Annotated in this window: 23 protein-coding genes and 2 tRNA genes; 11 read left to right on the forward strand and 14 right to left on the reverse strand. The window is 69.2% G+C overall.

Annotated features, from left to right (window positions below):
* The first annotated feature begins 31 nt into the window (after positions 1-31).
* From OHA88_RS24595 to OHA88_RS24620, 6 genes are all read left to right on the forward strand, one after another.
* Complete coding sequence (locus OHA88_RS24595; RefSeq protein WP_328629782.1) at positions 32-1,006, forward strand: ABC transporter ATP-binding protein; 975 nt, start codon at positions 32-34, stop codon at positions 1,004-1,006.
* Positions 996-1,904, forward strand: coding sequence for an ABC transporter permease (locus OHA88_RS24600; RefSeq protein ID WP_328627091.1), 909 nt, complete (start codon positions 996-998; stop codon positions 1,902-1,904). The genes OHA88_RS24595 and OHA88_RS24600 overlap by 11 nt, the downstream gene beginning before the upstream one ends.
* Positions 1,901-2,812: an ABC transporter ATP-binding protein gene (locus OHA88_RS24605; RefSeq protein ID WP_267004206.1), complete on the forward strand. Its 912-nt coding sequence runs from the start codon at positions 1,901-1,903 to the stop codon at positions 2,810-2,812. Before OHA88_RS24600 ends, OHA88_RS24605 begins: the two co-directional genes overlap by 4 nt.
* Positions 2,813-2,842: 30 nt before the next feature.
* Positions 2,843-3,562, forward strand: coding sequence for an ABC transporter permease (locus OHA88_RS24610; protein WP_267004208.1), 720 nt, complete (start codon positions 2,843-2,845; stop codon positions 3,560-3,562).
* A gap of 304 nt (positions 3,563-3,866) precedes the next feature.
* On the forward strand, positions 3,867-4,562 hold the full coding sequence (locus OHA88_RS24615; protein ID WP_328629783.1) for a hypothetical protein: 696 nt from the start codon (positions 3,867-3,869) through the stop codon (positions 4,560-4,562).
* A gap of 270 nt (positions 4,563-4,832) precedes the next feature.
* Positions 4,833-4,919 (forward strand) — tRNA-Ser (locus OHA88_RS24620).
* A gap of 82 nt (positions 4,920-5,001) precedes the next feature.
* Here the strand turns inward: OHA88_RS24620 and OHA88_RS24625 are convergent.
* The 9 genes from OHA88_RS24625 to OHA88_RS24665 all read right to left on the reverse strand — a co-directional run bounded on the left by OHA88_RS24625 (position 5,002) and on the right by OHA88_RS24665 (position 14,935).
* Positions 5,002-5,799, reverse strand: a complete 798-nt coding sequence (locus OHA88_RS24625) for an HAD family hydrolase (protein WP_326628962.1) — start codon at positions 5,797-5,799, stop codon at positions 5,002-5,004.
* Positions 5,796-7,073, reverse strand: a complete 1,278-nt coding sequence (gene serS / locus OHA88_RS24630; RefSeq protein WP_328627092.1) for a serine--tRNA ligase — start codon at positions 7,071-7,073, stop codon at positions 5,796-5,798. Before serS ends, OHA88_RS24625 begins: the two co-directional genes overlap by 4 nt.
* A gap of 654 nt (positions 7,074-7,727) precedes the next feature.
* Positions 7,728-8,663, reverse strand: a complete 936-nt coding sequence (pheA, locus tag OHA88_RS24635; RefSeq protein WP_328627093.1) for a prephenate dehydratase — start codon at positions 8,661-8,663, stop codon at positions 7,728-7,730.
* Positions 8,664-8,690: 27 nt separating this feature from the next.
* The gene (efeB, locus tag OHA88_RS24640; RefSeq protein ID WP_328627094.1) at positions 8,691-10,058 is read right to left on the reverse strand and encodes an iron uptake transporter deferrochelatase/peroxidase subunit; all 1,368 of its coding nucleotides are present in this window, start codon (positions 10,056-10,058) and stop codon (positions 8,691-8,693) included.
* A gap of 8 nt (positions 10,059-10,066) precedes the next feature.
* On the reverse strand, positions 10,067-12,013 hold the full coding sequence (locus OHA88_RS24645) for a copper resistance CopC/CopD family protein (protein WP_328627095.1): 1,947 nt from the start codon (positions 12,011-12,013) through the stop codon (positions 10,067-10,069).
* A 14-nt stretch (positions 12,014-12,027) separates the two neighbouring features.
* Positions 12,028-12,477, reverse strand: a complete 450-nt coding sequence (locus tag OHA88_RS24650) for a copper chaperone PCu(A)C (RefSeq protein WP_326604720.1) — start codon at positions 12,475-12,477, stop codon at positions 12,028-12,030.
* Positions 12,474-13,124 (reverse strand): SCO family protein, encoded by a 651-nt coding sequence (locus OHA88_RS24655; protein WP_328627096.1) that lies wholly within the window; start codon positions 13,122-13,124, stop codon positions 12,474-12,476. The genes OHA88_RS24650 and OHA88_RS24655 overlap by 4 nt, the downstream gene beginning before the upstream one ends.
* A gap of 46 nt (positions 13,125-13,170) precedes the next feature.
* Positions 13,171-13,917 (reverse strand): YcnI family copper-binding membrane protein, encoded by a 747-nt coding sequence (locus tag OHA88_RS24660; RefSeq protein ID WP_328627097.1) that lies wholly within the window; start codon positions 13,915-13,917, stop codon positions 13,171-13,173.
* A 181-nt stretch (positions 13,918-14,098) separates the two neighbouring features.
* Positions 14,099-14,935, reverse strand: a complete 837-nt coding sequence (locus OHA88_RS24665) for a hypothetical protein (RefSeq protein ID WP_328627098.1) — start codon at positions 14,933-14,935, stop codon at positions 14,099-14,101.
* A gap of 228 nt (positions 14,936-15,163) precedes the next feature.
* On the opposite strand from OHA88_RS24665, the gene OHA88_RS24670 reads away from it, so the two are divergent.
* Positions 15,164-15,727: an ATP-binding protein gene (locus OHA88_RS24670; RefSeq protein WP_267004227.1), complete on the forward strand. Its 564-nt coding sequence runs from the start codon at positions 15,164-15,166 to the stop codon at positions 15,725-15,727.
* Between the two features lie 73 nt (positions 15,728-15,800).
* Here OHA88_RS24670 and OHA88_RS24675 read toward each other — a convergent pair whose 3' ends face one another.
* A complete protein-coding gene (locus OHA88_RS24675; protein WP_328627099.1) occupies positions 15,801-17,264 on the reverse strand; it encodes an aminopeptidase P family protein in 1,464 nt (487 codons plus the stop codon).
* Between the two features lie 193 nt (positions 17,265-17,457).
* Positions 17,458-18,945 carry a PP2C family protein-serine/threonine phosphatase gene (locus tag OHA88_RS24680; protein ID WP_328627100.1) on the reverse strand — a complete coding sequence of 496 codons (1,488 nt, stop codon included), beginning with the start codon at positions 18,943-18,945 and terminating at the stop codon, positions 17,458-17,460.
* 471 nt (positions 18,946-19,416) lie between these two features.
* On the opposite strand from OHA88_RS24680, the gene OHA88_RS24685 reads away from it, so the two are divergent.
* Together OHA88_RS24685 and OHA88_RS24690 are read left to right on the forward strand one after the other, a co-directional pair.
* On the forward strand, positions 19,417-20,100 hold the full coding sequence (locus tag OHA88_RS24685) for a bifunctional DNA primase/polymerase (RefSeq protein ID WP_328627101.1): 684 nt from the start codon (positions 19,417-19,419) through the stop codon (positions 20,098-20,100).
* 601 nt (positions 20,101-20,701) lie between these two features.
* Complete coding sequence (locus OHA88_RS24690) at positions 20,702-21,004, forward strand: hypothetical protein (RefSeq protein ID WP_328627102.1); 303 nt, start codon at positions 20,702-20,704, stop codon at positions 21,002-21,004.
* 241 nt (positions 21,005-21,245) lie between these two features.
* Here OHA88_RS24690 and OHA88_RS24695 read toward each other — a convergent pair whose 3' ends face one another.
* The 3 genes from OHA88_RS24695 to OHA88_RS24705 all read right to left on the reverse strand — a co-directional run bounded on the left by OHA88_RS24695 (position 21,246) and on the right by OHA88_RS24705 (position 23,917).
* Entirely contained in the window at positions 21,246-22,211 is a 966-nt protein-coding gene (locus OHA88_RS24695; protein WP_328627103.1) for a DUF5926 family protein, read from the reverse strand.
* Positions 22,212-22,460: 249 nt separating this feature from the next.
* Positions 22,461-23,060: an ATP-binding protein gene (locus OHA88_RS24700; RefSeq protein ID WP_328627104.1), complete on the reverse strand. Its 600-nt coding sequence runs from the start codon at positions 23,058-23,060 to the stop codon at positions 22,461-22,463.
* Between the two features lie 53 nt (positions 23,061-23,113).
* Entirely contained in the window at positions 23,114-23,917 is an 804-nt protein-coding gene (locus OHA88_RS24705; protein WP_328629784.1) for a glycerophosphodiester phosphodiesterase, read from the reverse strand.
* Between the two features lie 222 nt (positions 23,918-24,139).
* On the opposite strand from OHA88_RS24705, the gene OHA88_RS24710 reads away from it, so the two are divergent.
* A complete protein-coding gene (locus OHA88_RS24710) occupies positions 24,140-25,606 on the forward strand; it encodes a S1C family serine protease (RefSeq protein ID WP_328627105.1) in 1,467 nt (488 codons plus the stop codon).
* Between the two features lie 49 nt (positions 25,607-25,655).
* A tRNA-Ser gene (locus tag OHA88_RS24715) sits at positions 25,656-25,742 on the forward strand.
* The last annotated feature ends 77 nt before the right edge of the window (positions 25,743-25,819 follow it).

Raw genomic sequence — 25,819 nt, forward strand, 5'->3', positions numbered from 1 at the left:
AACCGAAAGCCTGAGCAAGCGGTTCCCCCGGGTGACCGCTCTTGACCGGCTCTCCCTGGACATCGGGCCCGGTGTAACCGGCCTGGTGGGTGCCAATGGAGCCGGCAAGTCCACACTGATCAAGATCCTGCTGGGTCTGTCCCCCGCCACCGAAGGCCGGGCCGCGGTGCTCGGGCTGGACGTCGCCACCAGTGGCGCCGCCATCCGGGAACGGGTCGGCTACATGCCCGAGCACGACTGCCTGCCGCCGGACGTCTCGGCCACCGAGTTCGTCGTCCACATGGCGCGGATGTCCGGGCTGCCGCCGACGGCGGCGCGCGAGCGCACCGCCGACACCCTGCGCCATGTGGGGCTGTACGAGGAGCGCTACCGCCCCATCGGCGGCTACTCGACCGGTATGAAGCAGCGTGTGAAGCTGGCTCAGGCGCTGGTCCACGACCCGCAGCTGGTCCTCCTCGACGAACCGACCAACGGGCTGGACCCGGTCGGGCGGGACGAGATGCTCGGCCTGATCCGCCGCATCCACACCGACTTCGGCATCTCGGTCCTGGTGACCTCGCACCTCCTGGGCGAGCTGGAGCGCACCTGCGACCATGTCGTCGTCATCGACGGCGGCGCGCTGCTGCGCTCCAGCTCCACCAGCGATTTCACCCAGACCACCACGACCCTCGCGGTCGAGGTCACCGACAGCGACACCCACCCGGACGGCACGGACGCACTGCGCCGGGCGCTGACGGCGGCCGGGGTCAGGCTCGTGGGCAGCGACGGCATCGAGGCCGACAGCCTGCCCGGCGCCGGTCACATCCTGCTGATCGAGGCCACCGGTGAGGAGACGTACGACATCGTCCGCGACAGCGTCGCCGGGCTCGGGCTCGGACTCGTGCGGATGGAACAGCGACGCCACCACATCGCCGAGGTCTTCCGTACCGAAGGCACCACAGAGGCCGCGGAGACAGCCCTGGCCGGCGCCGCACAGCAGAAGGGGAGCGGTCACGATGAGCACTGAGACCGGGGCCGTGACCGGGAGCGACAACACCCGGATCCACAACATCGGGTACCGCGCCTACGACGGCCCGCGCCTGGGCCGCAGCTATGCCCGCCGCTCGCTCTACTCGCAGTCCCTGCGGGGCTCCTTCGGACTGGGCCGTTCCGCCAAGTCCAAGGTGCTGCCGATGCTGCTCTTCGGTGTGATGTGCATGGTCGCGCTGATCACCGTGGCCGTCGCGATGGTCGCGCCCGACGCGACGAAGCTCATGATGAAGTACACGGACTTTGCCATCTATCTGCAGGCCGTCATCGGCCTCTTCATCGCTTCGCAGGCACCGCAGTCCGTCTCCCGGGATCTCCGCTTCAAGAGTGTCCCCCTCTACTTCTCCCGGCCCATCGAGCGGGCCGACTACGTCGTCGCCAAGTACGCCGCCATGGCATCCGCCCTGTTCATCCTCACCGTGACGCCGCTTCTGGTGATGTACGTGGGCGCCCTGCTGGCGAAGTTCGACTTCGCCGACCAGACCAAGTGGTTCGGGCAGGGGGTGGCGTCGGTGACGCTGCTGTCCGTGCTCTTCGCCGGGCTCGGTCTGGTCGTCGCCGCACTGACACCGCGCCGCGGCTTCGGGGTCGCGGCGGTGATCGCCGTGCTGACCATCTCGTACGGAGCGGTCTCCACGGTCCAGGCCATCGCCTGGGAGACGGGCTCGGCGGGCGCGGTGCAGTGGCTGGGGCTCTTCTCGCCCATCACGCTGATCGGCGGCGTCCAGACCGCGTTCCTCGGTGCCACCTCCGCCTTCCCCGGAGGGGAAGGGCCGGGCACCGGGACAGGCGTGGTGTACCTGATCGTTGTTCTCGCGCTTGTCGCCGGCTCGTACGCCGTACTGATGCGCCGCTACCGGAGGGTCGGGCTGTGACCACCATCGAGATCGACCACACCTCGCGCTGGTTCGGCAATGTGGTCGCCGTCAACGACGTCACCATGACCGTGGGCCCCGGCGTGACCGGGCTGCTCGGCCCCAACGGCGCGGGGAAGTCCACGCTGATCAACATGATGGCCGGGTTCCTTGCGCCGTCGACGGGCAAGGTCACGCTCGACGGCGCGCTGATCTGGCGCAACGAGGCCGTGTACCGGCAGATCGGCATCGTGCCGGAGCGAGAGGGGATGTACGACTTCCTCACCGGCCGCGAATTCGTCGTCGCCAATGCGGAACTGCACGGACTCGGTGATGCGGCGGCGCGAAAGGCGCTGGCCACGGTCGAGATGGAGTACGCGCAGGACCGCAAGATCTCCACGTACAGCAAGGGCATGCGCCAGCGCGTGAAGATGGCGTCCGCGCTGGTCCACGAGCCGTCGGTGCTGCTCCTCGACGAGCCGTTCAACGGGATGGACCCACGGCAGCGGATGCAGCTGATGGAGCTGCTGCGGCGGATGGGCGCCGAGGGCCGTACGGTCCTGTTCTCCTCCCACATTCTCGAAGAGGTCGAGCAACTCGCCTCGCACATCGAGGTGATCGTGGCCGGGCGGCATGCGGCGTCCGGTGACTTCCGGAAGATCCGCCGACTGATGACGGACCGCCCGCACCGCTATCTCGTACGGTCCAGCGACGACCGCGCACTCGCTGCCGCGCTCATCGCCGACCCGTCGACGGCCGGGATCGAAGTCGACCTGGGCGAACGGGCCCTGCGTATCCAGGCGGTCGACTTCGGACGATTCACCACGCTGCTGCCGAAGGTCGCGCGTGAACACGGCATCCGTCTGCTGACCGTCTCGCCGTCCGACGAGTCCCTCGAATCGGTCTTTTCCTATCTCGTAGCGGCCTGAGTAGCGGCCTGAAAGGAGCTGTGAAGCGTCATGTACAACCCCACAGTCGCCCGGCTCACCTACCGGGCCCTGCTCGGCCGGCGCCGGGCCGCGATCCTCTTCGTCCTGCCCGCGCTGCTGATCGTCATCGCCGTGGCGGTACGGATGTTCGCCGGGGCCGATGACCAGGTCGCCGCCAATGTGCTGGGCGGTTTCGCCATTGCCACGATGGTGCCGCTGATCGGTGTGATCGCCGGTACGGGGGCCATCGGCCCGGAGATCGACGACGGATCGATCGTCTATCTGCTGGCCAAGCCGGTGAAACGACCGACGATCATCTTCACCAAACTGATCGTGGCGATCGCCGTGACCATGGTCTTCTCCGCGCTGCCGACATTCGTCGCGGGCCTGATCCTCAATGGCAACGGCCAGCAGATCGCGGTGGCGTACACGATCGCGGCGCTGGTCGCCTCGATCGCGTACAGCGCGCTGTTCCTGCTGCTCGGCACGGTCAGCAGGCACGCAGTGGTCCTCGGTCTGGTCTACGCGCTGGTGTGGGAGGCCCTCTTCGGCAGCTTCGTGCCCGGGGCGCGCACGCTCAGCGTGCAGCAGTGGTCGCTCGCGCTTGCCGAGAAGGTCGGCGGGGAAGGCGCGATCACCTCCGAGGTCGGACTGCCGCTTGCGACGGTTCTGCTGGCGGCAGTAACGGTGCTCGCCACCTGGTACGCGGGCCAGAAGCTGCGCACGCTGAAGCTCGCCGGCGAGGAGTGAGCGGGAGTCCGTCGGAATCTCTTCACGCCTCATATGCGGCAACCCCCGTCCGGTGGACGGGGGTTGCCGCATGAGCGGACAGTCGTACGCGTAACTGTCCGTTTATCGGCTCGTTGTTCAGGGAGCGTGGAGGCAACTGGAATCCGTGGCGTCGTAGCGTTCGTGAAATCGGGGATTGCCGATGCCGGTGAGGGAACACCTGCCGGGTCGGTCATTGGGTGAGTGGCAACCGTGAGCGTCCTCCGCCTCTGAAGCCCGGGGACAGGGCTGTCCATCGTCGGTTTCACCATCGGAAGGCATGTCCATGCCCACGGAAGTCGCCCTGCTCGAATCGCGCGCGCTGCGTGTCGAGCAGATGGGGCGCGTCGACGTCCTCGACAGGGTCAAGAGCCTTGTCATGCTCCCGGGCGGAATTCACGTCCGCACAGAGGACGTGGCTCGTTATTTCGAAGTATCCACAGAGGTCATCAAAAAGGTGATCCAGCGCCATCGCGGTGAGATGGAGGAGAACGGTCTCACGCTGCTGCGAGGCGCTGAGCTGCGGAACTTCCATAGGGACATGGTGTCCCTATGGGAAGGCGAGGAGGCCGAAAGTTATCCACAGGCGGCCACTCAACTCACCCTCTACACCCGCAGGACCGTGCTCAATGTCGCGATGCTTCTTCGCGACAGCGACATTGCCCGATGCGTCCGTACCTACCTGCTCGACGCCGAGCATGACCTGCGTGCGGGGCACGCCTCGCTCGAACATCGCGTCACCCGGGTCGAGAGTTGCCTCGCCGGAGTCGGCAGCGCTCTCCAGGAGCTCGGGCCGGTCCTCAACCGGATGTCGCACCGGCTGGACAGCCTCGACCGTCGGCTGGACGTCACGCATCAGGTCGTCGGCGCCATGAGCGTACGGCTCGGCCACATGTCCGAGGACATCGTCCGCATCGACGGCCGGATGGGTGATCTTGCCCGCAACCTGAAGGATATGAGCCGCCGCAACAGGCAGCGTTGATCCGACGGCTGATCGCGGACTTCCGGTGCCACCCGGAAAATGGGTGGCACCGAAAGTCCGCCCCGGGCACAGTTGTTGGTGCGGCACAGGCCGACAGGAATTCCACAGACCGGGAGAGGAGCGCGGCGATGACCGAGAGTCCGAGTCCGTCGAGTTCCCATCGGGGCGGCCCGGAGCAGGCGCCGGAGTAACCATCACCTCACTCCGCCGAGCCGCTCGCAGCGGGAAGCCGGGGCGGCCCTTCTGCGCGCATCGCGCGGCCGCCCTCCCGGAGGATTGGCCGAGTGGTAAGGCAGCGGCTTGCTAAGCCGTCGTCGGGGCCTGGACCCCGCGCGCGTTCGATCCGCGCATCCTCCGCACAGTTACGTCAGCCCAGCCGGCACAGCCAACTCATCTGCGTATCCGCGCGTCGGCGCAACCGTGCGACCGGCGCAGATGCCTAGAGCAGCTGTTCCAGCACCACTGCGATGCCGTCGTCCTCGTTCGACGCGGTGATCTCGTGTGCCACGGCCTTCAGGTCGTCGTGCGCGTTGGCCATCGCCACACTGTGCTGCGCCCAGGCGAACATCGGGATGTCGTTCGGCATGTCACCGAAGGCGAGCGTGTCCGCCGCCTTCACGCCCAGTCGGCGCGCGGCCAGCGAGAGCCCGGTCGCCTTGCTGAGCCCCAGCGGCAGGATCTCCACCACTCCGGGTCCTGCCATGACCACGTCCACCAGGCTGCCGACGGCTCCGCGAGCGGCCTTCGCCAGTGCGTCGTCGTCGAGTGCCGGATGCTGGATGTAGACCTTGTTCAGCGGCGCGGACCACATCTCGGTCGGGTCCTCCACGAAGACGGCCGGAAGCGGCCCTTCCTGCACCTGGTAGCCGGGGCCGACCAGCACCTCGCCGTCGAGTCCGTCGCGGCTCGCCGCCAGCGCCAGCGGACCGACCTCCGCCTCGATCTTGGACAGCGCGAGTCCGGCGAGCTGCCGGTCCAGCGTCAGCGAGGTCAGCAGCTTGTGCTCGCCCGCGTGGTAGACCTGCGCGCCCTGACCGCAGACCGCGATGCCGTTGTAGCCCAGGTCGTCCAGGATGTGGCGGGTCCACGGGACGGCCCGACCGGTGACGATGATGTGCGCGGCACCGGCCGCCGTCACGGCGGCCAGTGCCTCGCGGGTGCGCTCGGAGACCGTGTCGTCGTTACGCAGCAGCGTGCCGTCGAGGTCGGTCGCGACGAGCTTGTAGGGGAAGGTCACTTGGCGACCGGTTCCAGAACCTCACGCCCGCCCAGGTACGGACGGAGCACCTCGGGCACCCGCACCGAACCGTCGGCCAGCTGGTGGTTCTCCAGGATCGCCACAATGGTGCGCGGTACGGCGCAGAGCGTGCCGTTCAGGGTGGCGAGCGGCTGAACCTTCTTGCCCTCGCGCATCCGGACGGAGAGGCGACGCGCCTGGAAACCGTTGCAGTTCGACGCCGAAGTCAGCTCGCGGTACTTGCCCTGGGTCGGGATCCACGCCTCGCAGTCGAACTTCCGGGAGGCCGAGGACCCGAGGTCGCCGGTGGCCACATCGATCACCTGGAACGGCAGCTCAAGTCCGGTGAGCCACTGCTTCTCCCAGTCGAGGAGACGCCGGTGCTCGGCCTCGGCGTCCGCCGGGTCGACGTACGAGAACATCTCGACCTTGTCGAACTGGTGGACCCGGAAGATGCCTCGGGTGTCCTTGCCGTACGTACCGGCCTCGCGGCGGAAGCACGGCGAAAAGCCGGCGTACCGCAGCGGAAGCTTGTCCGCGTCGATGATTTCGTCCATGTGGTAGGCGGCGAGCGGGACCTCGGAGGTGCCGACCAGGTAGTAGTCGTCCTTCTCCAGGTGGTACACGTTCTCCGCGGCCTGGCCGAGGAAACCGGTGCCCTCCATGGCGCGCGGGCGGACCAGCGCCGGCGTCAGCATCGGGATGAATCCGGCCTCGGTGGCCTGCGCGATCGCAGCGTTGACGAGGGCGAGCTCCAGCAGCGCGCCGACACCTGTCAGGTAGTAGAAGCGCGAGCCGGAGACCTTGGCGCCGCGCTCCACGTCGATGGCGCCGAGCGCCTCGCCGAGCTCCAGGTGGTCCTTGGGCTCGAAGCCCTCGGCGCCGAAATCGCGGATGGTGCCGTGCGTCTCGAGAACGACGAAGTCCTCCTCGCCGCCGACCGGCACGTCCTCGTGGACGATGTTGCCGAGCTGCAGCAGCAGGCTCTTGGCCTCCGCGTCCGCCTCGTCCTGTTCCGCGTCGGCGGCCTTGACGTCGGCCTTCAGCTGCTCGGCCTTCTTGAGCAGCTCGGTGCGCTCCTCGGGCGAAGCCTTGGGGATGAGCTTGCCGAGCGCTTTCTGCTCGGAGCGGAGTTCGTCGAAGCGGACACCGGACGACCTGCGCCGCTCGTCGGCGGAGAGAAGAGCGTCGACGAGTGCGACGTCCTCTCCACGGGCGCGCTGGGAGGCGCGAACACGGTCGGGGTCCTCACGGAGCAGGCGAAGGTCAATCACCCCTCCAGGCTACCGGTGTGCGCTTCCGTAGCTCGAACCGATATTGCCGAGCGTGTCACTTTGCCCGAATTGCCGGAATTAGCAATGCTGGGGCACGCTCGATGGCCGCAGTTGATCTTGGCTGTCAAATAAAGAGCCCCTATTCCCCTAAATGGGGTATTAAGGGGCTCCCGTTCTTGACGTACCGACCTTGCGTGGAGCGGGAGTTGGGGGTCGCTTGTCCACAGGGGGCGGTGACCCTCCGAAGTTATCCACAGGCTGTGAAGAAGATCTGTGGACACAGGAAGAGATCATTCCGAAAGCCGCATGAAGGCTCATGGATTCCCCGTTCAAACTCGCTTCACACACTCATTCGGGTGGGAATTCCTCGTCCTAAAGAGTTGATCAATGGAATTGAGGTGACACGGGCCGACCTGCGGGTCTGTGGAGGGGTGTGGGGTGACTGGAGCGATTTGTCGACCATGTCGTATTGGGGTGTCGACTTGTCCCCAGGTCGAGAACCAACCCTGTGGATAACTCTGCGGGTTGTGAAAATCGGCAGATAACACCGGTGATGGGCGCACGCCACCGCGGCACGAGGGCCGACACCCTGGATCCCGACTCTCGGCCCCGACCGTCAAGCGCGACCCTGGTCCCGACCGTCAGGCCGGACCGTCAGGCCCGACCGTCCTGATTCCGGGCCAGCCAGTCCGAGGCGTCCGTGAAGTCGGTGTCCGACGTCCCCGCACGCAGCGGCCGTACGTCCTCCGGCGCCACGCCGGCCCGCGGATACGAACCGAGGAACCGCACCTTCGGGCAGATCCGCTTCAGACCCATCAACGCCTCGCCGACCCTGCGGTCCGCGATGTGTCCCTCGGCGTCCACCGCGAAGCAGTAGTTCCCGATGCCCGCACCCGTCGGCCGTGACTGGATCAGCATCAGGTTCACCCCGCGCACCATGAACTCCTGGAGTAGTTCGAGCAGCGCACCGGGGTGGTCGTCGCCCAGCCAGATGACCACCGACGTCTTGTCCGCACCGGTCGGCGCCGCCGGCCGTGCCGGGCGGCCCACCAGGACGAAGCGAGTCTGCGCGTTCTCCGCGTCGTGGATCTCCGTCACCAGCGGTTCGAGACCGTACGTCGCCGCCGCGAACTCACCGGCGAAGGCGGCGTCGTACCGCCCCTCCTGTACCAACCGCGCACCGTCCGCGTTGGACGCGGCCGACTCCCACACGGCCTCCGGCAGATGGGCCGCCATCCAGTTGCGTACCTGCGGCTGCGCTGCCGGGTGGGCAGTGACCGTCTTGACGTCGGACAGCTTGGTGCCGGGCCGCACGAGCAGCGCAAAGGTGATGGAGAGCAGCACCTCGCGATAGATCATCAGCGGTTCGCCGGTCGTCAGCTCGTCGAGGGTCGCGGTGATGCCGCCCTCGACGGAGTTCTCGATCGGTACGAGTGCTGCCGCGGCAGCCCCGCTCCGTACCGCGTCCAGAGCCGCCGGTACGGAGACCATCGGGACAAGTTCCCGAGTGGCTGCTTCCGGGAGCGTACGGAGGGCGACCTCGGTGAAGGTGCCTTCGGGACCGAGATAGGCGTAGCGCGTGGCGGACATACCGTCACCCTAGTGCGCCGCGGTGGCTCACGACTCCAGCAGCCGCTGACCCACGTACTCCCCGTCCGCCGCGCCGCCCGGCACCGCGAACAGGCCGCTCGCCTCGTGCCGGATGAACGGCGACAGCGCGTCTCCTCGGTCGAGCTTGCGCTGCACCGGCACGAACCCCTTCAGCGGATCAGCCTGCCAGCAGATGAACAGCAGCCCGGCATCCGGAGTGCCGTCCGCCGCGATGCCGTCGTGGTACGAGAAGGGGCGTCGCAGCATCGCCGCGCCGCTGTTCCTTTCGGGGGAGGAGATCCGGGCGTGCGCGTTGTCCGGGATCAACAGCTTGCCGTCGGGCCCCGCCTTGTCGAGGTCCATCTCGGTGGTCTCGGTGCCACCGCTCAGCGGCGCACCGTCCGCCCTGCGCCGCCCTATGACCCGCTCCTGCCGGTCCAGCGGGAGCTTCTCCCAGTCGTCGAGCAGCATCCTGATCCGCCGCACGACTGCGTACGAGCCGCCGGCCAGCCAGGCGTATTTCGCGTCGTCGCCCTCCGCCGTGTGCGACGGGACGAAGATGCGCCGGTCGAAGTCGCTCTCCGACGGCTTCGGGTTTCCGGTGCCGTCGATCTGGCCCATCAGATTGCGGGCTGTCATCGGCTTGGCCGTGGCGCCGGGGGTGCGGTTGAAGCCGTTCATCTGCCAGCGCACCCCGGCGGTCGTGGCGGCCTCCTTCTGGATGGCGCGCAGTGCGTGGAAGGCGACGAGGGCGTCGTCGGCACCGATCTGCACCCAGAGATCTCCGCCCGAGCGCTTGGGGTCGAGCCGGTCGGAGGAGAACGGCGGCAGTGGGTCCAGTCCCGGCGGCCGATGGGCCGCCAGGCCCGTGCGTTCGAACAAGGTGTGCCCGAAGCCGAAGGTGACCGTCAGTGAGGACGGTCCGGCGTCCAGCGCGATCCCGGTGTCGTGTGTCGTGCCGTCCGCACTCCCGCCGGCGGTGGGTTCGCCGGCCATCAGCCGCTGGGCCACGGCGGACCATCGGCGCATCAGGGCGGCGGCTTCCTTCCGTCCCGCGCCGGGTGCCAGATCGAACGCGACGAGATGGCCGCGCGCCTGAAGCGGAGTGGTGATCCCCGGTTGATGTTTCCCGTGAAACGTTGCCCGGGCCGTGCCGATCGTCGCCAGCGCGGTCGGCTCGTCGGAGCGGGTGGCGGCGTAGCCCGTCGCGCCACCTGCCGCGCCCAGCACCAGTCCGGCCGCACCGGCCGCGCCCACACTGCCGAGGAGCCGCCGCCGGGAGAGGTCCCCCGTGGCGGCATCGGCTCCGGCATCCGTGCCGCGCTTGCTGCCTGCACCGTTCTTGCTGCTCGAGCCGCGCTTGCTGTTCGCGCTGCTCATGCTGGTTCCGCTCATGATCCTGCTCAGCCGATCTTCACGTTCTTGGCGATGGTGGTCTGATCGATGTCCGACGTACGCACGGTCACCGCGATCTTCCAGTTGCCCGCCATCGGGATCTGGACGCCGCTCGCCGTCCAGTGCCCCTCGGTGAGCCGGTCGGGGACGACGGGCAGCGGACCGATGTCCTTGGACGCGAGGGTGAAGGCGAGCTTCACCTCGGGGACGTCCATGGGCTGTCCGTCGGGGCCGTCGATCCACATGTGGAGCCCGTTGGCGCCGGTACGACCGGGGTCGATGTCCATCCGGACCGTCCCCTTGCCGTTCCGGCCGCCGGTGTCGAAAGGCAGGCTCACCGCGAGGGGGCCCGCGGTCGTGGGCGCGGATGCGGCCGTCGAGGTGCGGGCCGCTTCCTCCTCGGTACGTCCGGGCTCGGTCGAGGTCAGCACGGTCGTCACCGCCAACAGCGCGACCGCGACCCCGACTTCCGCCAGCACCGAGCGGCGGAGCCCGGACCGATCGGGATCGGCGTCGCGGATCCGCCTCTTCGTGGCGGTCGCCACGGCGGCCTTCTGCCGGGCGAGTTGGGCGGCCCGTGCGGGATCCTCGGGCACAGTCGCCGGCTCGGTCTCCACAGCGGCCCCGGTATCGGCGTCAGCGGTGCCGGCGCCCGTGCCCTCCGCCTCGGTCGTGCCCGCACCGAGGCGGGCCGTCCACCGCCGCGAGATCCAGGCGACCCCGACCAGGACGGCGACGAGCCCCACCTTCAGGAGCAGCAGCTGCCCGTACCGGGTGCCGGTCAGCGCGGACCAGGAGCCGACCTGCCGCCAGGACTGGTAGAGCCCGGTCGCGGTGAGCACCAGCACACTGCCGAACGCGATACGGGAGAAGCGGCGTACGGCCGTGACTTCGATGTCCGGCGTCCGGTACAGCGCGACCAGCAGCGCGGCGAGGCCGCCCAGCCATGCGGCGACGGCCAGCAGGTGCAGTACGTCGACCGGCATCGCGATGCCGGGCTGGATCCCGGTCGAGGCGTGTTCGGCCAGCGCCCATGTCCCGGCGATCCCGGCGGCGATGACCGCGCCGCCGATGGCCAGGCCGAAGGTGAGGTCCTTCTTCTCCCGCTCGTCCTCCCGCTTCGCGTACGCCCCGAACAGCACTGCGATGAAGAGCGCGGCGGCGCCGAGCAGCAGCAGCCGGGAGACCAGCGCGGCCCCCGGCTTGGTGTCGAGCACGGTTTTCAGGCCGTCCAGGTCGAAGATGTCCGCGAGCTTTCCGGAGCCGGTGTACGGGTTGCGCAGCAGCAGCATGGCCAGGGTGGCCGTGGTGAGCGTCATCCAGCCGCGCACGACGAGGCGCTGCAGCGGGCGGGCGCTCGCCCCGCGCTGCCAGCAGGCCAGTACGAAGGCCGCGCCACCGGCCAGCAGGATGAATCCGGCGTACGCGGCGTAGCGTGCGATGCCGTAGAGCGTGCCGACCAGGCCGCCTCCGGCCTGGTCCGTCGGCAGGGCGACGGTCGTCTCGGACGGGGCGCCGATGGAGAAGGTGAAGGCGCCGGAGACCGGGTGGCTGTCCGCGGAGACGGCCTGCCAGGCCACGGTGTAGGTGCCGTCGGGCAGCCCTGTGTGCAGCGGGACGCCGTACTTCACGGTGGAGCCGCTCTGCAGGTTCCGTGGTTCCGCACCGGTATCGGCGCGTTTGCCGCTGGGGTCCAGGACCCGGACGGAGCCGTCGCTCATGGCGACCTGTTCGGAGAAGGTGAGCGTGACCTCCTTGGGGGCGGTGGCGACCACCGCCCCGTCCTGCGGATCGCTCCCGGTGAGCGCGGCATGCGCGGACGCCGGTCCCGCGCCCCCCAGCAGCAGGCCGAACACCATGCCGGCGAATGCGGCGAGGAGTGCGGCAGCGGCGAGTGGCCGGCGCATCGGGGACACGGACGGGGTCGGCCCGAAGTGCGGGGCGGTGGCTGTCATGGAGTGTCAGTCCCTCACTGCTTCTTCGGGTTGTGGGTGGTCTCCTTCACGGGAAGGTCGACCTTGATGGGATCGGCCTTCTCGAAGTGCAGCTCGACGGACACCTTCTCGCCCTGCCTGGGCCGCTGCTTCAGTTTCATGAACATGATGTGGTTGCCGCCGCGCTCCAGGTCCAGCTCGCCGCCCGCGGGCACCTCGAAGGACGTCACCATGCGCATCGTCTGGTTCGTCGTCCGGTGGATCGTGACGTCGTCGGAGAGCGGGCTGGTGACCGAGGTGAGCCGGTCGGAGCTGTCGCCGCTGTTCTGTACGACGAGGAAGCCGGCCGCCATGTCGTTGACGGGCTGCGGCATGAACGCACCGGTCACCTTCAGTTCGGGCTTGCCGCCCGAGGACGAGCACCCCGCCAGCGTCAGCCCGGTGGTGAGGGCGACGACGCCGGCGAGGACGGTGCGGCGGTTCACGGGTTCTCCCCCTTGATGATCTTGGGGAGGTCCTTGGTGTAGTCGTCGGGCGTGGTGTCCTCGCTGTACAGCACATACCCCTTGTCGGTCTTCGGGGAGAACGCGATGACCTGCGACCCGTGCATCGAGACGACCGTGCCGTCCTTCTCCTTCTTCGGAGGGTCTATGCCGATGCCGATCTGGCGTGCGCCCGCCTGGATGGTCGGGAAGTCGCCGGTGAGACCGATGAAGGAGGCGTCCTGGGCCCTGAGCCAGCTGCCCAGCGAGGACGGGGTGTCCCGCTCGGGGTCGGTGGTGACGAAGACGACCTGGAGCTTGTCCTGGTCGGCCTTGGACAGGGACTTCTTGGCGATGGCGATGTTGCTCATGATGAGCGGACAGACGTCGGGGCAGTTGGTGTAGCCGAAGTAGATGAGCGTCGGCTTGCCCTTGGTCCGCTCGCGCAGGTCGTACTTCTTGCCGTGGGTGTCGGTCAGGACGAGGTCGGGCTTGGTGAACGGCTGGTCGAGCACCGTCGCGGCCTTGGTCTTCGCCTGGGCGGAGACGTCCGCGAGGGGCTTGTTGGCTTCGTCGCTGCTGCCGCAGGCCGACAGGGTGAGCGCGGCCGCGGCGACGAACGCCGCGGCCAGCACTGTCTTCTTACGCATGGATTGCTGATTCCTGGTGGGTCGATGGTTCGGTGGGGCCGGAGGGTCAGGCGGTGCGCCGGCGGCCGGCCAGGACGCCGAAGGCGACCCCGGCGGCGCCGATGAGGATGCCGACGATGCCGAGGACCCGGGCCGTGGTGTCACTGGAGGACGACGACGCGGACGACGCCTCGGTGTGCTCGTCCTTCGCCCGGTCGGCGCCGGCGGCACCGGCCTTGTCGTCGGCGGCGCCGTGCTCGTCGGTGGTCGCGGCGGTCAGCTTGAGAACCGGCGCCGGGCTCTCGGGCTCCTCGGCGCCGTCCTTCTGCTCCTCGATCCAGCGGACGACTTCCTTGTTGTCGTACGTCTGGATGGCCTTGAACACCAGCTGGTCGGCATCCTCGGGGAGCTGACCGACGGAGAGCGGGAACTGCTGGAACTGGCCCGGGCGGATGCCGAGGTCGCTCTTGCCGCCCTCGGCGGACCAGGTGACCTTGGAGACCGCCTCGTTGATCTTGTTGCCGTGGACCTCGAGCGGCTTGGCGAGCTTGCTCTTGGTGACGACGATCTTCCAGCCGGGCACCGGCTGCGGCATCACGGAAGCGAGCGGGTGGTCGGTCGGGAAGTTGACCTCGAGCTTGGTCGTCGAGGCGTCGTCGCGCTCGTTGGGGACCTTGAAGTTGATCGTGGCGTAGCCGCCCTTGGCGGCCTCGCCCTGCGGCTGCACGCTGACGTGGGCGGAGGCCGTACCGGCAAGGATCAGCACGGTGGACGCGGCGACGCCGCCGGCGAGGGCGATGCGGGAAACGTTCATGGCAGGAATCACTCCACTGAAGCACGAAGGAAAGGTGGTCCGACACGCGGATGCGCTACGGCATCGCGACACCTCTTCCTCACGTGCGGCGTGCCTGCACCGAGCCTGGCGGCCACCGCATGGCGGGCGCCGAGCGGTGACTGCGGTCGAGTCGTGCGTGCAACGAGCGGAGGGTGTCGCGTCAGGCTGCGAGGGTGAATACGGGCGGAGGCCCGCGCCTGATCACCAGGTGCTGCAGTGGATCGCCGGTGGCGGGAGCCGGGGCGTCGACAGCGGTACGGGGGATGCGCGGCCCGGTCGCCGGTTCGCCCGGGAGACCGGCGCACAGTGCCCGTACGAGAGCGAGCGCGGCCCACAGCGCACGCAACCGGGCCCCGGTCATGAGCTGCTTGATGCCGTGCGCCGACAGCCGGACCAGCCGGAACAGTGCGATTTCGCCGCGCCGCAGCAGCCAGCCGGTGGCCAGCGCGGCCAGCAGGTGGCCGAGCAGCATGGGCAGGCTGGGCAGCAGACCGGCGAGCGCGGCCGGGTCGGTCACGGCGGTGACCGCCGCTCCTGTCCCGGTGGCCATGTGCTGATGGCCCTGGTCCACCGCCGTCACGGTCGCCGGATCGATGCCCGCGTCGGTGACGATGCGGTGGGCGGCGGCGGCGTTCAGCTGTTCCGGTCCTGCGCCGCAGACGAGGCCTGCCGCGAACCGGATCAGTGAGCGGTCGCCCGCCGCGTCGCCCGTCGACGTGCTGGGGACGCCGTGCGAGCCCAGGCCGAAGAGAGTGTGCAGAGCGATCTGCCCGCCGGCCAGGGCGGTGGCGATGGACGGCATGGAACGCTCGCGTCCGGCGAGCGGCGCCACCACCGCGAAGACCCCGAGGAAGCCTGCGAGCAGCGTCCACCAAGGAACGGTCGCGCAGGAGGCCAGTGTGTGCCCTGCCGCGGACAGCGCGACACAGGCCGCGGTGAACACCGCGGCCCTCAGTAGCCGCAGACCGGCTCCGGCGCGTGCGACAGGCGTAGACATGGCCGGGTCATCATCGCACTGCGTCCCCGGCTTCCGTACGTCAGGTCCGGAAGGTCGCCTTCTGACCGGTTGGACACGAGGCGCGTGAGCTGGACGGGTCCGGCATACACGGGTGTACGGAGTGCTGGTATCCGCCGAATGAGCGGTCTCACATCAGAACTGTGCTTACGAACCGCCCGCCGCGGCAATACGTATCGGTATGTCGAGCCGCAGCCAGGAGGCTGGAGCATGAGCATCTGGTGGTCACTCCATTTGCGGCGCGAAGCTGCGAGCGTTCCGCTCGCCCGTCGCTTCCTGCTCGGCACCATGGAGTCCGCGGGCGTGGATCCGGACATCTCCTTCGACCTGTCGCTCGCGCTCAGCGAAGCCTGTGCGAACGCCGTCGAGCACGGCGGGGAGCAGCGGGGCGCCGACGACCGCGTCGCCCCCGGGGACTGCGACCCATGGGACGCGTGGGACTCCTGGAGCGAGCAGTCCGGTACGGCCTCCGGGCAGTACTGGGTCACCGCATATCTGGACGGTGAGAAATGCCGTATCGAAGTCGCCGACTCGGGGCCCGGCTTCCCCGCGCGGCGTGTGCTTCGCACTGCCGAACAGCCGCATGCGCATCAACCGCCCGCGCACCATCCGCAGCAGCTTCCGCCGCTCAGTGCCGAGGACGGCCGAGGACTCTGCCTCATCGAACAGCTCGCCGACCACGTCCACTTCGCCAACCGCCCGGGGCGTGGTGCGGTGGTGAGCTTCGACAAGGTCCTGAAATGGCGGGAGGGCGCCCTGCTCATGGTGTCCTGAGCGGGGCGCCCTCCGACGCGCGGTGCCGACCGGTCACGACCGGTCGATGATCAGCGTTTGATCAACCCTTGAATCAGCCCTTGAGCTGAGCCATCCAGGCCTCGACCTCGTCGGCCTGGCGCGGCAGCTTGTCGGAGAGGTTCCGGTTGCCGTCCTCGGTGACGAGGATGTCGTCCTCGATCCGGACGCCGATGCCGCGGTACTCCGCCGGCACGGTCAGGTCGTCGGCCTGGAAGTACAGACCGGGCTCGACGGTGAGGCAGACGCCGGGCTCCAGCGTCCCGTTGACGTACGTCTCGGTGCGTGCGGCGGCGCAGTCGTGGACGTCCATGCCGAGCATGTGGCCGGTGCCGTGCAGGGTCCAGCGGCGCTGCAGACCCAGCTCCAGGACCTTGTCCACGGACAGGTCGCCCAGCAGACCCCACTCGACGAGCTTCTCGGTGAGCACGCGCTGCGCGGCGTCGTGGAAGTCGCGGTAGGCCGCGCCGGGCTTGACGGCCGCGATTCCCGCCTCCTGGGCCTCGTACACCGCGTCGTAGATCTTCCGCTGCAGCGGCGTGAACGTGCCGTTGATGGGAAGGGTCCGCGTCACATCGGCGGTGTAGAGGTCATTGGTCTCCACACCGGCGTCGAGCAGCAGCAGTTCGCCGGAGCGCACGGGGCCGTCGTTGCGCACCCAGTGCAGGGTGGTGGCGTGCGGGCCCGCCGCGCAGATCGAGCCGTAGCCGATGTCGTTGCCCTCGATGCGGGCGCGCAGGAAGAACGTGCCCTCGATGTAGCGCTCGCTGGTCGCCTCGGCCTTGTCGAGGACCTTCACGACGTCCTCGAAGCCGCGTGCCGTGGCATCGCAGGCCTTCGCCAGCTCGGCGATCTCGAAGGCATCCTTGACCAGGCGCGCTTCGGAGAGGAAGACCCGCAGCTCCTCGTCGCGCTCCGCGGTGACCTTGTCGGTCAGCGCGGACTCGATGCCCGAGTCGTGGCCGCGGACGTTACGGACCGGTCCGGTGGCCTCGGTCAGCGCGGCCGGGAGCTGACGTACGTCCTTCGCCGGGATGCCCAGCAGCTGCTCGGCCTCGGCCAGGGAGTGGCGGCGGCCGACCCACAGCTCGCCCTGGCCGTCGAGCCAGAACTCGCCGTTCTCGCGGTTGGAGCGCGGCAGCAGGTAGATGGTCGCCTCGTGCCCGTCCTCCTTCGGCTCCAGGACGAGCACGCCGTCCTGGGTCTGGTCGCCGGTGAGGTACGCGTACTCGGTGGAGGCGCGGAAGGCGTACTCGGTGTCATTGGAACGGGTCTTCAGGTTGCCCGCGGGAATGACCAGACGCTCGCCGGGGAAGCGCGCGGACAGTGCGGCGCGACGGGCCGCAGTGTGCTCGGCCTGGGCGATCGGCTCGAGACCGTGCAGCTCGGTGTCGGCCCATCCCGACTTCATGTTGGCGGCGAGCTCATCGGAGACGCCCGGGTACAGGCCGTTCTTCCGCTGCTTGACCGTCTCTGTCTCTTCGGTCTCCGGGGTCTCCGGGGTGGGCTCCTCAGACACGACTTGTCTCTCCTTGATACGACACTGGACCCCGTCCATCGTACGGGCGTGCGGAAGGGGGCCCAGGGCCGGAAGACCTCTTACAGAGACCGGCTGCCGAGACCTGTTGCAGAGACTGATCACAAAGACCGGTCGGAGACACCGGCCGAACCACCTGCTCGGCCGAATCGCGAAGCTCCGCCGATGACGCGGGTCAGTCGAAGCGCGCGGCCAGAATGACGACGTCCTCGGCGCTGTCGACCTGGTCGAGCCCGTTCGGCAGGACGGTTCGCAGCACATGGTCGGCCACCGATCCGGCGTCCCGGCGCAGCGCCTTCGGTACGCTCGCGGCCGCCGAGTGGAGCCGTGCGAACGCCCGGTCCATCGAGTCGCCGGTGCGGCGCAGCAGCCCGTCGGTGTACAGCAGCAGCGTCTCGCCGGGCGCCGGAGCGAACTCCACGCTCGGCGCCTCCCAACAGGCGAGCATGCCCAGCGGAGCGGACAGGGTTGTCTCGACGAACTCCGTGCGCCGGTCGCCGGTCACCAGCGGTGGGGTGTGCCCGGCACCGGCCAGCACGATCTTGCGTGCGGCGGGCTCGCAGCAGGCGAAGAGCGCAGTAGCGGACCGTGCGGGTTCGGTCAGCCGCAGCAGCAGCTCCAGATCGGAGAGCACGGCAACCGGATCCTCGCCCTCCATCACCGCGTACGCCCGCAGACCGGCCCGCAGCCGTCCCATGGCAGTCAGCGCGCTGGGCCCGGAGCCGCCCACCGAACCGACGGCGAGACCGAGCGCGCCCTCCGGCAGCGCCATCGCGTCGTACCAGTCACCGCCGCCGCGCGGTGCGGCGCGATGGCGGGCGGCCAGCTGTACGCCGGGGACCCGGGGCAGCCGGCCGGGCCGCAGCTCCTCGGTGAGGGCGGCCACTTCTGCCCTGGCCCGATGCAGCTCCAGCAGCCGGGCCAGGTGCGCGCCCGCGTAACGGGCGTAGAGACCGACGAGGTGGCGCTGGCGTTCCAGGGGTTCGGCGGGCTCGTCGTAGAGCCAGACGGCCGCGCCGAGCCGTCCGGTCGCGGCGGTGGTCAGGGGCAGGGCGTAGCTGGCGGCGTATCCGAGCCGGGCGGCGACTTCGCGGTGGCGGGGGTCCAGGCCTGTGTCGCCGAGCAGATCGGGGCTGGTCTGGGGTCCTTCGGCGCCCGGGAGGCCGTCCAGGATCCTGCCGTACGAGGTTGCGCTGCGCGGCACCGTCTCGATGTGGCCGAGCTCGGCGTGGGCGAGTCCGAGACCGATGGTGGAGACCGGGCCGCGACGGTCGGAGGGTTCGAAGACGATCAGCCCCCGGCGGGCGCCGACCAGGGCCGCACCGGCACCGAGCAGCTCGTGCAAAGCGTCGTCGAGGGTGTTGGTTCCGGCCAGGCGCTCGGTGAGCTCGTGCAGCGTGGTGAGGTCGGAGACCCAACCGGCCAGACGGTCTTGAAGAAAGGCCCCTGGCGCGGCCGGCACATCGTCCAGAGGACCGGCAGTGTGCGCTGAAACAGGAACTGTGGGATCGATTCCAGCCACTTTCGGCAGGTGAGGGGCGCTCATGGCAACCGGCTTTCCGACCAGTGCGTTTCGTCGAATAGCATCGCAAACCCCCATGTCATTCTGCGCCGCTATCAGTGCATCCACATGTACACGCACAAGTAAGCAGATGTCCAGCATTGTCCCTGCGGGATTCGTGGTGTCCGCGGACTGCTAAGTTGGCCAAAAAATGCACCCTATGGACGCTATTTGCTGTCGACTGGGTCTGGCTCGACAGGGGGTTACCTCGGGGTGAAGTCCCGGGGGAGCGTCATTCCGGGCATGCTGGGTACGTAATCGGTGATGAACCAGGGGCAGTTCTATCGCCCCGGAACCTGGCAGCGAGCCCGGACGTCCTCACATGTGACGGCCGCGCCCCACCCCCGAGTGGCGGGGTTGTGCACCATGGGACGGCAGATGCGATGCGCACTGCCCCTCGCCATGTTTTTGGCTGGACCGGCTCAGCTCGACTCGGCTCACGCTCGGTACCGACGGGTTACCCGTACCGCAGACTTAGAGAACATGTACGCACGGTGAAGTAATACACACGTGGCGTGACGCACGCGTGTTGTGATGTGGCCCTCGGCGTTCAACGGAAAGGAACGAGCGCTCATGCGCGAGATCCTCGGAAGGCGACGCAGGCTCCGGCTCCGGCGCAAGGCACGGCCCGCCCAGCTCGACGCGGCCCTGACCTGCGCCACCGCATGGCAGTGGCCCGTGCTTCCCGGAGTGGGGCTGAGCGCAGGCGGTGGTCGCGGTGACCGCGGCCGTGGCTGTGCCTGCCCCGATCCCGAGTGCGCCGTACCCGGCGCACACCCCTTCGACCCCGGTCTCCTCGCGGCGACCACCGACGAGCGCATGGTGCGCTGGTGGTGGACCAATCGGCCGACCGCGCCGATCATGCTGGCCACCGGCGGCCGTGCCCCGTGCGCGCTCAGCCTGCCGGCCATGGCCGGCGCCCGGGCGCTGACCGAGCTCGACCGCATGGGCATGCGGCTCGGTCCGGTGGTGGCGACACCGACGCGGTGGTCGCTGCTGGTCGCTCCCTACACCCTCGAACAGCTCGGCGAGCTGTTGCACGCCAAGGACCGGGTGCCCAGTTCGCTGCGTTTCCACGGCGAGGGGGGCTATCTCGTCCTTCCCCCGTCCGAGGTGGGTACGGGGCAGGTGCGCTGGGAACGGGCTCCACTGCCCGGCCCTGCGACGCCCTGGCTGCCGGGCGTGGAGGCGGTCCTGGACGCGCTGGTCGAAGCAAGCAACAGCGCTCCCGACGGCGGCAGCCGGCTCGCGTACTGAGAGCGGCCGGTCGGCGTCGGCGGAGACCGGTGGGGCTCCCGAGCGGGCGTACGGGCTGCTGCTCGGCTCACTCGTTCGGGTGTGAGCCGGTCGAGTTCTGCGTTAAATGGGTGCGCTCCACCCCGGCGTCCGCTTTTCCGTCGATATCTTCGGCGCACCGTCAGGAATTCCCGCGCAGTCGACAGGTGGAGCCGCCACGGATCTCCGCATGATCGTTATGGCGGGCGTGGTGGTCTCCGCCGTCGTGCTTCCGCTCGCGGCTTCTGCGGAACCCCCGGGCGGCCCGGTCCCGTACCGCGTAATGCAAAGTCTGCCGATGCAAAGTCCAGTCATGGCGGGCTTTCTGATGGACCTTCCGGAACCGGTGCGAAGGAGCCTTCGAAGGAGTATTCGGGGGCGCTTTCAAAGGGATCTTCACAAGGGAGTTCCTGGCCCGGACTTCTGTCCGATACCGACCTGCCGAGCGGTCGCGGGAAAGTCGGCGGGCCCGGCGGAGGGGGCGGCTCCGCGTTCACCGGATCGGCCGGTTCCGCGCTGCGGACCGTCGACCGCTGCGGCCCCGAGAGACCCCCCCGAGTGCGCCGAAGGGCAGACCTGTGTCATGACCGACGGGCGTGCCGCATGGGCGCGCAGCTACTACCGCAATACGACGGGTGACGAACTCCGGTCCGTACTCACGCTGATGGGACCCCGAGGCCGGACCGTCGAAACGCACTGCGCGGTGGAGGGGTCACAGGACGAGCCGGGCGGCTGCGAGACGCCGCGTCGCTGGTCCTGCGGAGGTCCTGACGAGTACGTGGCGGTGGCCGAGTGCGCGGGCGGCGGGGTGCCCGACGGGACGGCCGAGGAGGCTCCGCTGCTGCTGAGGTCCGGATCTGATCCGGCGCCTTCCGCGGCGGGTTGACGCCGGTTCTGCAGTCACCGCGCCCGGTCCCGTGTGTCGCTCCGTGCGCCGTGTCCGGGCATGAGAACGCCCGGTCGCTGGCGACGGGGGATGCACCAGCGACCGGGCTTCTAGAACGGTAACAAGAGATCTGCCGTTCGCAAATTCGATCTCGCTTATTCGGACAGCTATTTACTTGCGGGTACTGTGAGTTGTGACGTGAGTCACCGATCGGCCCGCCGCTGTCGTCACGCGGTCACGGTCAGCTGAGCGTCACCTGGCGGTTGGTGAGACCGCCGCGGGCCCGCCGCTCGTCCGCGGTGAGCGGAGCGTCCGAGGCGAGCGCCTGCGCCAGCCGCTCCGCGAGCTCGGCCGCGGGCTTCTCGCACTCCTCGGCCCCCATCGCGCTCGGCAGATCCCAGACCGGGACCATCAGTCCGTGCGCGCGGAAGGAGCCGACCAGCCGCGTCCCCTCACCGAGCGAGGAGGTGCCGGCGGCGTGCAGCCGGGCGAGCGCGTCGAGGAGCTGCTCCTCGGGGTGCGGCATGACCCAGCGCAGGTGGTTCTTCTCCGGGGTCTCGCACCAGTACGCAGCGTCCACGCCGGAGAGCATGGTGGTAGGGATCGCCGCCTCGTTCGCACGCTCCAGGGATGCGGACACCTCGGGCGTGACGCTCTCCGCGTCCGGGACCCAGAACTCGAAGCCGGAGTGGACGACCGGCTCGAACGCGGCTTCCGGGTCGAGCAGGTCCTGCAGGCGCGGCCCGTCGGCCGGTACGCGCCGGGCGGCGACGGGTGAGCCGGGCTCGGTGGCCAGCGCGCGCTGCAGGGTGTCCGCGAGGTCGCGGCTGAGGTCGCCGGAGGAGGTGTCGTTCTGCAGGGCGAGCAGGACGGAGCCGTCGTCGCGGCGCAGCGCCGGCCACGCCATCGGCAGCACGGTCGCGAGCGTCACGGACGGCACGCCTTCGGGCAGTCCGCCCTTCAGGGTCAGCTCGACCGTTGCGGCGGGCACCAGCTCGCGCAGGGCGACCCAGTCGCACTCACCCGCCAGGCCCTCGAACGGGCGCTGGACCAGCTCGGTCACGGCGTGGGCGGCGGCGCGGCCGTGACAGGCCTTGTAGCGGCGGCCCGAACCGCACGGGCAGGGCTCGCGAGCCCCGACCACCGGGATCTCGCCGTCCTTGAGCTGCTGCTTCCCGGCCTTGGTCTGAGGGCGCTTCTTGGCCATGGTGGGCTTTCTCCCGATTGCGACAGTGCGGTCTGGGCCGCGAGCCTAGCCGCCCGTGTCGGGTCCGGGACACAGACGCCCGGGGCGCATGGGGTACGTACGCCGGAGCGCCGGTGTGTCGCGCTCCGTTCAGCGGCCCCGGGCCGCGTCGGGACATCGGTGCACAGGCTCATCCGTACACAGGTTCGCAAGCCCGTCAGTTCACCGGCCCGCGCGTACGCCGAACCGGTGCATCGACCTCGGGCCACGTCAGCCCGCGTCGTCGAAGGCGTCGGCGAGGTCCAGCCCGTCGAGCCCCGGCAGATGCCCGTTCCCGTGCCCGCGGCCCTCGCTGACCAGTACCCACACGGTGACCTCGCCGGACGAGCTGTCGCGTACGCCCCACTCCTCGGCGAGCGCGCTGATGATGTTGAGCCCGCGGCCACCGCGGGCCGTCACGGACGGTGTGGCCGGAATCGGTCGGGTCGGACCGCCTCCGTCCGTCACTTCGACGGTCAGCCCACCTGTTCTGTCGACGCGCCAGGCGGCACGTACGTCGCCGTCACCCACATCTGTGTGTCGGCCCAGCGGCCTGCCGTGTCGGCAGGCATTGCTGAGAAGTTCGGAAAGGATCAATACAGCATCGTCGACGACCGAATCCGACACCCCGTAGCTGCGCAATTGCTCGCGCATCCGGTGCCGCGCCTGCCCCACGCCCGCAGGGCCATGGGGTACGGCCATGCTCGACGACGTGGGCACTTCCTGTGCCACCACCAACGCCACCCCCGAGACCTCCTTTGCCCCACGCCACGGAGTGGATGCCCTCCTGGACTGGACCGGAAACCGGCCAATGGCCCGCCAGTGACGCATTCGTAACGAGCGAATACAGGCTGAATGCGCCGGTGTACACCCTGTAACTGATGTTAAAAGCGACCCAGTTGGGACAGGACCTGTTTTGGCCGGTTCGTGATGATTGCCTCGACGCCAAGGCGTGCGCAGAGCTCCACGTCCTCGGGTTCATTGACCGTCCAGACGTGCACGCGGTGGCCGGCGCGGTGCAGCCGCTCGATGTAGCCCGGGTGACTGCGTACGATCCTCAGCCCCGGACCGGCGATCCGGGCACCGGCCGGCAGTCGCCCGTCGCGCAGCCGCGGCGAGACGAACTGCATCAGATAGACGGTGGGCAGGGTGGGCGCGGCAGCCTGAATGCGATGCAGGGACCGTGCCGAGAAGCTCATGATCCGGACCGGCGAGGGGCCCTCGTCCGGCGGAGTGTCGAGCTCGAAGCGCTTCAGCAGATGCAGCAGCCGTTCCTCCACCTGGCCCGCCCAGCGAGTGGGGTGTTTGGTCTCGATGGCCAGCTGGAGGGGGCGCCCGGCGGCACGCGTCTCGACGACCAGCTCGAGCAGTCGCTCCAGAGTGAGTACGGAGGTGAGCTCGCCCGGCACCGGATCCCAGTCCGGGGACTCCTCGCGGTCCTTCCAGGAGCCGAAGTCGAGGGCGGCGAGTTCGGCGAGTTCCAGGGCGGAGACGGCGCCGCGGCCGTTGGACGTACGGTTCACCCGGCGGTCGTGCACGCAGACGAGGTGGCCGTCGGAGGTGAGCCGTACATCGCACTCCAGCGCGTCCGCGCCGTCCTCGATGGCCTTCCGGTAGGCGGCCAGGGTGTGCTCGGGAGCGTCGTCGGACGCCCCGCGGTGTGCGATGACCTGGATGGGATGCTGCATGGTGTGCTGCCGTGCGTGGGTCACCGCGTCATGGTGCCACCGAGTGGCGGCGGGGGTGCGTACCTTGCGGTGGGGGACCGTTTTGCCGGATATAAAGATTGGTGCACGGACGCACAGGTCCTGCTTACAGTGGCCTGACGGGTCATGGGAAAAGCTGGCTCCGGACACGTACACAGCGGATCTCTTGCCGAAAATTGATGAGGAACCGAGGAGTAAAGAGCTGTGAGCACAGAGAACGAGGGCAACGAGGGCACTGCGGCTCAGGCCGTTCCGTCCGTTCCGTCCGCACCTCCCGTGCCGGCCGCTGCTCCTGAGGGCACGCCTGCGCCCCCGTCGGCGCCCCCGGGCCCGGATTCGTCGGACGCGGCGGCGACGCAGCAGTCCGGGCCGGCGATGGACTGGCCGCCGCCGCAGCCCTCCGGGCCGCAGCACGCGCCGTCCGCGCAGCCGCAGCCGGCCGGTGCCTGGCCGCCGCCCCCGCCTGCCGTTCCCGCGTACGCGCAGGGCGCGGGTGATGGCGGTGGTCCCGTGTGGGGGGCGGCCGGCCAGCTGCCGCCGGAGGCCCCGCGAAAGAGGCGCGGCAGCGGCCTGGTGGCCGCGGTGGCCGTCGCGGCCCTCGTGGCGGGCGGCGTCGGCGGCGCCCTCGGCTACTGGGCTGCCGACCGGAACGACAGCGGCAACTCCTCCGGTTCGACCACGGTCACGGCGTCGACCAATCCGCAGGCCCTCAAGCGCGACCCCGGCACGGTCGCGGGCGTCGCGGCCAAGGCGCTGCCCAGCGTGGTCACCATCGACGCGCAGAACGGCGACGGCGAGGGCGGCACGGGCACCGGCTTCGTGTACGACAAGGAAGGCCACATCCTCACCAACAACCACGTGGTGGCTTCCGCGGCGAACAATGGCCAGCTCACGGCGACGTTCTCCAACGGCAAGAAGTACGACGCCGAGGTGGTGGGCCGCGCGGAGGGTTACGACGTCGCCGTACTGAAGCTCAAGAACGCGCCGTCGGGGCTCGCCCCGCTGCTCCTCGGCAACTCGGACCAGGTCGCGGTCGGTGATTCGACGATCGCGATCGGCGCGCCGTTCGGTCTGTCCAACACGGTCACGACCGGCATCATCAGCGCGAAGAACCGTCCGGTCGCCTCCGGTGACGGTTCCGGCGGCAGCAACTCGTACATGAGCGCACTGCAGACCGACGCCTCGATCAACCCGGGCAACTCCGGTGGCCCGCTGCTCGATGCGCGCGGTGCGGTCATCGGTATCAACTCGGCCATCCAGTCGACCGGTAGCAGCGGTCAGGCCCAGGCGGGATCCATCGGCCTCGGTTTCGCGATCCCGATCAACCAGGCGGAGAACGTCGCCCAGCAGCTGATCAAGACCGGTCAGCCGGTCTACCCGGTGATCGGTGCCACGGTCACCATGGACGAGAAGACCGGCGGCGCCGTCATCTCGGAGCAGGGCTCGGGCGGCACGCCGCCCGTCAGTCCGGACGGTCCCGCCGCCAAGGCCGGTCTCAAGGCGGGCGACGTCATCACCAAGTTCAACGACACGGTGATCGACAGCGGCCCGACCCTGATCGGCGAGATCTGGACCCACAAGCCGGGCGACAAGGTCACGCTGACCTACAAGCGCGACGGCAAGGTGTCGACGGCCGAAGTCACCCTGGGGGAGCGCAAGGGCGACAGCTGACCGGCTAGGCTGTCCTCGCGTCAAGGCCGGTCGATGACCGATGACGTGGGGTGGGTTGCCCGAGCGGCCTAAGGGAACGGTCTTGAAAACCGTCGTGGCAGCGATGTCACCGTGGGTTCAAATCCCACACCCACCGCAGCACCTGTGAAGGGGCGTCCGAGAGGGCGCCCCTTCTGCGTGCGCGGCCGACGGTGTCGAGTCCGGTCGGTGGTG

The sequence above is a fragment of the Streptomyces sp. NBC_00353 genome, from assembly GCF_036108815.1.
In the GTDB taxonomy this organism is placed as follows: domain Bacteria; phylum Actinomycetota; class Actinomycetes; order Streptomycetales; family Streptomycetaceae; genus Streptomyces.